The 6,349-nt window shown below is 59.5% G+C and carries 9 protein-coding genes; 3 read left to right on the top strand and 6 right to left on the bottom strand.

The window, feature by feature from the left end; genetic code table 11:
- The 3 genes from holB to mltG form a co-directional block, all read right to left on the bottom strand.
- Positions 1-847, bottom strand: an 847-nt coding sequence (gene holB, locus ADADOO_RS01950; protein ID WP_511274539.1) for a DNA polymerase III subunit delta', incomplete at its 3' end; no start/stop codon positions are given.
- Positions 844-1,458 (bottom strand): dTMP kinase, encoded by a 615-nt coding sequence (gene tmk, locus ADADOO_RS01945; protein ID WP_511274537.1) that lies wholly within the window; start codon positions 1,456-1,458, stop codon positions 844-846. The genes holB and tmk, both read right to left, overlap by 4 nt.
- Positions 1,455-2,450 carry an endolytic transglycosylase MltG gene (gene mltG, locus ADADOO_RS01940; protein ID WP_511274536.1) on the bottom strand — a complete coding sequence of 332 codons (996 nt, stop codon included), beginning with the start codon at positions 2,448-2,450 and terminating at the stop codon, positions 1,455-1,457. The genes tmk and mltG overlap by 4 nt, the downstream gene beginning before the upstream one ends.
- A 92-nt stretch (positions 2,451-2,542) precedes the next feature.
- Between mltG and ygfZ the strand changes: the two genes are divergently transcribed.
- Complete coding sequence (gene ygfZ, locus ADADOO_RS01935; RefSeq protein ID WP_511274534.1) at positions 2,543-3,559, top strand: CAF17-like 4Fe-4S cluster assembly/insertion protein YgfZ; 1,017 nt, start codon at positions 2,543-2,545, stop codon at positions 3,557-3,559.
- 17 nt (positions 3,560-3,576) lie between these two features.
- Entirely contained in the window at positions 3,577-4,326 is a 750-nt protein-coding gene (locus ADADOO_RS01930; protein WP_511274532.1) for an NRDE family protein, read from the top strand.
- Here the strand turns inward: ADADOO_RS01930 and ADADOO_RS01925 are convergent.
- The 3 genes from ADADOO_RS01925 to ADADOO_RS01915 all read right to left on the bottom strand — a co-directional run bounded on the left by ADADOO_RS01925 (position 4,296) and on the right by ADADOO_RS01915 (position 5,962).
- Complete coding sequence (locus ADADOO_RS01925; RefSeq protein WP_511274531.1) at positions 4,296-4,778, bottom strand: L,D-transpeptidase family protein; 483 nt, start codon at positions 4,776-4,778, stop codon at positions 4,296-4,298. The two genes, ADADOO_RS01930 and ADADOO_RS01925, sit on opposite strands and share 31 nt — an antisense overlap.
- Positions 4,775-5,257, bottom strand: coding sequence for a tRNA adenosine(34) deaminase TadA (gene tadA, locus ADADOO_RS01920; RefSeq protein WP_511274529.1), 483 nt, complete (start codon positions 5,255-5,257; stop codon positions 4,775-4,777). The genes ADADOO_RS01925 and tadA overlap by 4 nt, the downstream gene beginning before the upstream one ends.
- 120 nt (positions 5,258-5,377) lie before the next feature.
- Positions 5,378-5,962, bottom strand: coding sequence for an SCO family protein (locus ADADOO_RS01915; protein ID WP_511274527.1), 585 nt, complete (start codon positions 5,960-5,962; stop codon positions 5,378-5,380).
- 123 nt (positions 5,963-6,085) lie between these two features.
- On the opposite strand from ADADOO_RS01915, the gene ADADOO_RS01910 reads away from it, so the two are divergent.
- Positions 6,086-6,349, top strand: a 264-nt coding sequence (locus ADADOO_RS01910) for a cytochrome c oxidase subunit II transmembrane domain-containing protein (protein WP_511274526.1), incomplete at its 3' end; no start/stop codon positions are given.

Here is a 6,349-nt window from a genome sequence, read left to right as displayed (position 1 = left end):
AATATCGAACAGGCAGGCCATTCCTGGCCAGCGTCAGATCGACCATCCATTTCTGCAAAGTCTCGGTGATGTGTTTCAAAGCCACCTTACCCTTGCTGTCCTTGATAGCTTTTTCGAGTTCGGCAGCGGTTGCCAATGGGTCACTCTTGCGACCGGCCCCCAGTCGGCTTGTCAGTAACTCAAGCCATGCGCCCTGGCCGGATGCTGCCAACGCCATCGCCAACCCGGGCGAACCACCGGCCAGTGCCAACCAACGTTCGGCTTGAGCGACACCTTCGTCAGACAGAACCTTTTCCGCAAGCCTTATCGGAGGTACCGGAACTGGCACCACCTGACAGCGGCTGCGAATGGTCGGTAACAAACGCATCGGCTCACTGGAAACCATTAAAAACAAGGTATCTGGAGCCGGTTCTTCAAGTGTTTTAAGAAGTGAATTTGCCGTGCTGCGATTCATCGCCTCGGTCGGATTGACCAGAATGATGCGCAATCCGCCGCGGTGGGTACCGATGTTGAAAAATTCGTCGAGTCCGCGCACCTGATCGATGGTGATCTGCTGACTGGGCTTTTTCTTGCCGTCTTCGATCTCGGCTTCGTCGCCCAGCGCATCGGGCTGAAGCAAGCGAAAATCGGGATGATTACCCTGCTCGAACCAGTTACAGGCCAAGCATTTTCCACAAGCCAGTCCATCGATCGAGGGCGACTCGCAGAGCAAACTGGCGGCAAAACGCCTGGCCAGCTCATATTTGCCCAAGCCTTTTTGGCCGACCAGCAACAGTGAGTGCGGCAATTGCTTCCGCCTTGCCTGCAATCCAGTCCAGACCTTCGAATGAAGATCAATAACGTTCATAAACAATTCTCTATAATTATTTGTTCAAGTTGTTTACGAATATTTTCAATGGTGTTGTCAGCGTTTACAACGCGCATTCTGCCCGGGCTGCCATGCGCTCTTTCGAGATAAGCCTGACGAACACGCTCATGAAAATCGACACGTTCCTGTTCGAACTTGTCGAGTATCCGATTGGCCAGCACGATACGTTCGCGAGCAATGTCGAGCGGCAGGTCGAACAATAGCGTCAGATCCGGCTGCAGGTGTTCATGCACCCAGTGCTCCAGAATCAGGAACTTGGCGCGGTCCAGTCCGCGGCCACCGCCCTGGTAGGCGTAAGTGGCGTCGCTGAAGCGGTCGCAGATCACCCATTCGCCACGGGCCAGCGCCGGCTCGATCAATTTGGCCAGGTGCTCGCGGCGGGCGGCGAACATGAGCAGGGTTTCGGTTTCCAGGTGCATGGGTTCGTTGAGCAGCAACGCCCGCAACTTTTCACCCAGTTCGGTCCCGCCCGGTTCCCGCGTCACTTGCACGACGATACCCCGCGTCCTCAGCAACTCGGCCAGCCACTCGACGTGACTACTCTTTCCTGCCCCATCTATGCCTTCGAAAGTGATGAATTTACCTTTCACTTCCCACCCCTCTGAAATTTATTGACTGCGTTGTTGTGTTCATCCAGCGTCGGCGAAAATTGGCTACTGCCGTCGCCACGGGCAACAAAATAAAGAACATCGCTTTGCGCCGGATTGAGCGCCGCGCGCAAGGAAGCCTGCCCGGGCATGGAGATCGGCGTCGGCGGCAAGCCTGACCGGGTATAGGTATTGTACGGGGTGTCAGTTTGTAGGTCGCGCTTGCGCAGATTTCCGTCGAAGCGCTCACCCAGACCATAAATTACGGTCGGATCGGTTTGCAGGAACATGCCCTTGCGCAGGCGATTAACGAAGACAGCGGCGACCAGATTCCGGTCGGCTTCGCGTCCGGTTTCCTTTTCGACGATCGAGGCCATGACCAACGCCTCTTCAGGCGTCTTGAAGGGTAGCCCGGCGGCACGCCGGGTCCATTCGACATCCAGTTTGCGTAACATGGCTCGATTGGCACGAGCCAGCAGTTCCAGGTCGCTCGATTGCTTGTCGAAAAGGTAAGTATCCGGAAATAACTGGCCTTCCAGGCTCCTGACCTCAAGCCCGAGCAGGCTGATGATCTGCGCTTCGCTCAAATCACGGGTCTCATGACTCAGATCGGGATGGCTGTCCATCCGCCCGCGCCACTGGCGGAAAGTCCAGCCTTCGACCAAGGTCAGTTCGCCCTGCGTCACCTTGCCTGTGAGCAGCTTATTGAGCAATTGCATCGGGGTGACCCCCGTCTTGACCGCATAGCTGCCCGCCTTGATGGCGGTATCGGCCCGGTTGATACGGGCCAACATGGCGAGCAATGTTGGCTCGACAGCGATGCCGGCCTCGCGCATCTGGGTAATGGCTGAACGCAGGGTGCTACCGGACGCCACCCGGAAATCAAGCGGCGAATTGCTCAATTGGAGGGGTTGATTTGCCCACCACCACAAGCCACCGGCAGCGGTCGCCAAGAACAAAAGTATCGCGAGGAATATCCTGGGGAAGAGGCGCACGGGAACTCGAAGGGAGCAAGCAGGTCTTGCCCGTGTGAAACGAGCACGTTATAACGAGCGATATAATATCCGAAACCCCCTCAGGAGCCCTCATGAATCCCCACTGGCGCAGCTTTCTGGAATCGACCGAAGGTGTCTTCGACAGCGATTCGACCGAGCTTCTCAACTTCGGCGACGCGGCCGGCGAACTGCTCGCCGCAACACAGCACACTGTCGTTGTCCCGCTGACCCACCTCGGCCTCATCGAAGCCACGGGTGAAGAGGCCAAAGCCTTCCTGCACAGCCAGTTCACCAGCGACATCAACCATCTGGCCGATGGCCAGGCCCGGCACGCCGGATGGTGTACGGCCAAGGGGCGGATGCAGGCGAGTTTCGTCGTCTGGCGTCAGGGCGAGCGCTATCTCCTCGCGCTGGCCGCCGACCTGCGGGAAGCAACCCAAAAGCGCCTGCAAATGTTCGTTTTGCGGGCAAAAGTAAAACTGGCCGCGCTGACTGACAGCACCGTAATGCTCGGCCTTGCCGGGCCGCAAGCCGAAGAAGCGCTGGCCGATGCCGGGCTGCCCCGTCCGGCTGAAGCGATGGCCACAGCGACAGCCGACGGCACAACCGTCATTCACCTCGATACCACGCGTTTCATGATCGTCGCGCCGGAGTCGGCGATGGCTGCGCTGTGGCAAAAACTCACCATCAAGGCCCGCCCGGCTGGCGTCCCAGCCTGGCGCTGGCTCGATATCCAGGCCGCTTTCCCGCTCGTCACCCTGGCCACCAAGGAAGAGTTCGTGCCGCAAATGGCCGATTTCGAAAAAATCGGTGGCGTCAGTTTCCACAAAGGCTGTTATCCGGGGCAGGAAATCGTCGCCCGCACCCAGTACCTCGGCAAGGTCAAGCGCCATTTGCATCGCCTGACCAGTGGCCAGGCCCTGCAAGCCGGCGATGTTCTGTACTCCCCCGACAATCCGGATCAGTCCTGCGGCACGGTAATGACGGTCGCCCCCTCGCCGGCTGGCGGTTACGAAGCCCTGGCCGTCATCCAGAGCAATTTTGCCGGCAACGTCCGGCTTGGTTCGCTGGAAGGCCCATCCGTCCAGGCTGCTGCGGTCAACCCGTAAAAACGGCCAAAAATGAAATGTGCCTGATCGTCGTCGGCTGGCGGGTTCATCCGGATTACCCGCTGGTCGTCGCGACCAATCGTGACGAGTTCTACGCCCGGCCAACGGCGCCACTGGCGCACTGGCCCGATGCGCCGGAAGTTATCGGCGGGCTCGATCTCGAAGCCGGCGGCACCTGGCTGGGCATCAGCGAATCCGGACGCTTCGCCGCAGTCACCAACGTGCGCGAACCCGGCATGGCCCAAGGCGCGCAATCCCGCGGCGCGCTGACCCGGGGCTTCCTGACAGCTCGCTCATCAGCGAACGACTACGCTGCGGGAATCGATGGTGCGCAATACTCCGGCTTCAACCTGTTGCTGAGCGACGGCGATACGCTCGTCTATTGCTCGAATCGCGATGGCCAGCCACGCCCCCTGGCGCCAGGTGTTTATGGGCTATCGAACCACCTGCTCGACAGTCCGTGGCCGAAACTGCTTGCTGCCCGCCAGCGTTTCGCCGAAGCGCTGCCCGGCCTGCCCGATGAGTCGGCTTTTTTCGACCTGCTGGCCGACCAAGCCATCGTTGCCGATGAGAACCTGCCGAGTACCGGTGTTCCCATCGAATGGGAACGCCTGCTATCGGCCATCTTCGTCAAATCGGAAAACTACGGCACGCGTGCCTCGACGCTGGTCTGGCAAGACGCTGGCGGCAAGATCACGGTTCACGAAAACAGTTTCGGCCCGAACGGGCAACCGCTTCAATCTTCGGTGATTTCGACTTCCGAATAGCAGGGCACGAGGTCGAACAATTCGACGATGTCGGCGTTGCGCATGCGCACGCAGCCGTGCGAGCCGGGCGCGCCCATTTCGGCCGAATCCGGGCTACCGTGAATGTAGATGTAGCGGCGCATGGTATCGACGCAGCCCAACCGATTTCCGCCGGCTTCGCATCCCGACAACCAGAGAATGCGCGTCAGAATCCAGTCCCGGCCAGGAAATTCCTCGCCCAGCGCGGGTGACCAGCGTTCGCCAGTCGGGCGACGGCGAACGAAGACGGTGTTTTCCGGCTGACCGGCACCGATTTTGGCGCGAATAATGTGTCGCCCACGCGGCGTCTGATAGCTGCCGGAAACTTCGCCAACCCCGGCCTTGGCCGTCGAAACCGGATATTCGCGCAGGATCTCACCCTGACCGTCGAAGACGGTCATCGCCTGGCGTGCGACAGAAATATGCAGTTTCATGATGATTTCTTGCGCCGACCGGCGAAAAAAGCAGACAACATCGCACTGCACTCATCGGCCAGCACGCCGCCCTCGACCGTAGCATGATGATTCAGCCGTTCAACGCCAAACAGATCGACGACGCTGCCATGTACCCCTGTCTTGGCATCACGCGCACCGTAAATGACGCGACTGATCCGCGCATGCATGATGGCGCCGGCACACATGGCGCATGGCTCCAATGTGACAAACAACTCACAACCCGGCAGACGGTAGTTACCGAGCACCCGCGCCGCGTCGCGCAAGGCGGCGATTTCCGCATGCGCAGTCGGGTCGCTCTCGCCAATCGGCGAGTTGAAGCCGCGACCGACAATGGCGCCATTGAGGACCACGACGGCACCAACCGGCACCTCGCCGAGACACTCGGCAGCCTGCGCCAGCGACATCGCCTCACGCATGAAAAACTCGTCGCTGAGACCGAGTGCTGCTTCGTCGCTCATGCCAACTCGCCGGCAAAAACGGGAAAAACCGGCAGGCGAAAAACTGGATCATTCATAAAACGGTGGCCAAAAAATGGGGACGAAAGGGCGGCAAGTATAGCGCCGCTGGGCTGGCTCGCCCTAGTTGCCCAGCAGCAACAGACAGATGTCGGCAGTGATGTCATCAACGCTGCTCGTATCCTTGACATAAAGCCGGAGGCGACCGGCCGGATCGAAGACATAGGCGCCCGTCGAATGATCGATGACATAACCCAGTTCGCCCTCAACCGGTTTGCGCGCCGCGAAAACGCGGAATTCCTCGGTAGCTGCTTTGGTTTGCGCTTCGTTCCCCCGCAGGCCAAGAAATGTCGGGTAGAACCACGGCACGAAAGCCTTCAAGCGTTCCGCGCTGTCCCGCTCCGGATCGACCGTGACGAACAGCACCTGGACCCGCTCCGCATCGCCGCCCAACGCCTTCATGACGTCAGCCAGCTTGGCCAGCATGGTCGGGCAAATATCCGGGCAGGAGGTGTAGCCGAAGAACACCACCGTCACCTTGCTCTGAAAATCGGTTAACGACCGCGACTGGCCATGATGATCGACCAACGCCAACTGACGGCCGAAAGTGGCACCGGTCAGCTCGGTGTTGCGAAATATCACCGGTGGCCGCTTGCAGGAGAGCAAGGCAGCCACGGACAAGGCAAGAAAGAGGCGGCGATTGATCATGAAAAATTTTTCTGAACTATTTCCGGAACATTGATTCTCATCCACAGAGGTCGGTTCTCACAAGGGGGAGGGAACGGAATGGCGAGTTGCACGCTTGAGACTCAGACTGCACAAAGTGCAGAGGTGAATCCTGTTGCCTGGCTGTTGCGCAGCCTTTTCCCTCCTTCAGCCCTGCTCCTGCCGGGCGCCGCCAGCGCGGCCTACAACTTCAACTTTCCCGAACCGGTCACGCCCATCGCCCGGGAAACGCTGCACATCCACAACGAGTTCATGTTGATCATCACCACGTTGTTCGTCGTGGTATTCGCCATCATGATCTACTCGATGATCAGGCACCGGAAGAGCAGCGGCCACGCGCCGGCCAAGTTCACCGGGCCGACCGGGGCA

The organism is Azonexus sp. (assembly GCF_036170495.1).
Lineage (GTDB): Bacteria > Pseudomonadota > Gammaproteobacteria > Burkholderiales > Rhodocyclaceae > Azonexus.
The sequence above is the reverse complement of the archived record's forward strand: the minus strand, read 5'-3'. Positions and strand labels throughout refer to the sequence as shown.

Coding starts and splice junctions, on each gene's coding strand:
- ygfZ (WP_511274534.1), top strand. CDS start 2,543: ATGAATCCCCACTGGCGCAGCTTTCTGGAATCGACCGAAGGTGTCTTC.
- ADADOO_RS01915 (WP_511274527.1), bottom strand. CDS start 5,962: ATGATCAATCGCCGCCTCTTTCTTGCCTTGTCCGTGGCTGCCTTGCTC.
- ADADOO_RS01930 (WP_511274532.1), top strand. CDS start 3,577: ATGTGCCTGATCGTCGTCGGCTGGCGGGTTCATCCGGATTACCCGCTG.
- tadA (WP_511274529.1), bottom strand. CDS start 5,257: ATGAGCGACGAAGCAGCACTCGGTCTCAGCGACGAGTTTTTCATGCGT.
- ADADOO_RS01925 (WP_511274531.1), bottom strand. CDS start 4,778: ATGAAACTGCATATTTCTGTCGCACGCCAGGCGATGACCGTCTTCGAC.